Origin of the sequence: Sphingomonas sp. CFBP 8760, from assembly GCF_014841615.1 — a bacterium.
In the GTDB taxonomy this organism is placed as follows: Bacteria; Pseudomonadota; Alphaproteobacteria; order Sphingomonadales; family Sphingomonadaceae; genus Sphingomonas.
Genome location: NZ_JACYUG010000066.1, coordinates 1 through 401, shown reverse-complemented (window position 1 = coordinate 401; position 401 = coordinate 1). Strand labels below are relative to the sequence as shown.

The following is a 401-nucleotide window of genomic DNA, read 5'->3' as shown; positions in this document are numbered from 1 at the left end:
GCGACGTGGTGGCCCGGTAAAACCACAGCACACTGCTCTGCCGAGTTTCGTGTCACCTGCTCCCATAGGTCCCATCAAAGTATCACTTTGATGGGCGGGAAAGGTGATCCAGTGTTGTTGTTGGTGGTGTGGACTCTCAAGCGTGAGGTAAGGGCAATTCGTGGATGCCTTGGCATGTACAGGCGAAGAAGGACGTGGCACGCTGCGATAAGCGTCGGTGAGGTGTGAGCAACCTTTGACCCGACGATTTCCGAATGGGGAAACCCACCTATCCGATTAATCCGAGACGAGACGAACGACATCGCGCGCAAGCGTGGCGTCGGATGGCTCGGCTGGGGTTAATTGGTTCAGGTATCTTGAGACTGAATACATAGGTTTCGAGAAGCGAACCCGGTGAACTG

At 54.9% G+C, this 401-nt stretch carries 1 rRNA gene; it reads left to right on the top strand.

What is annotated here, in order from left to right:
* Positions 1-137: 137 nt before the first annotated feature.
* A 23S ribosomal RNA gene (locus IFT82_RS20370) occupies positions 138-401 on the top strand; the annotation flags it as partial.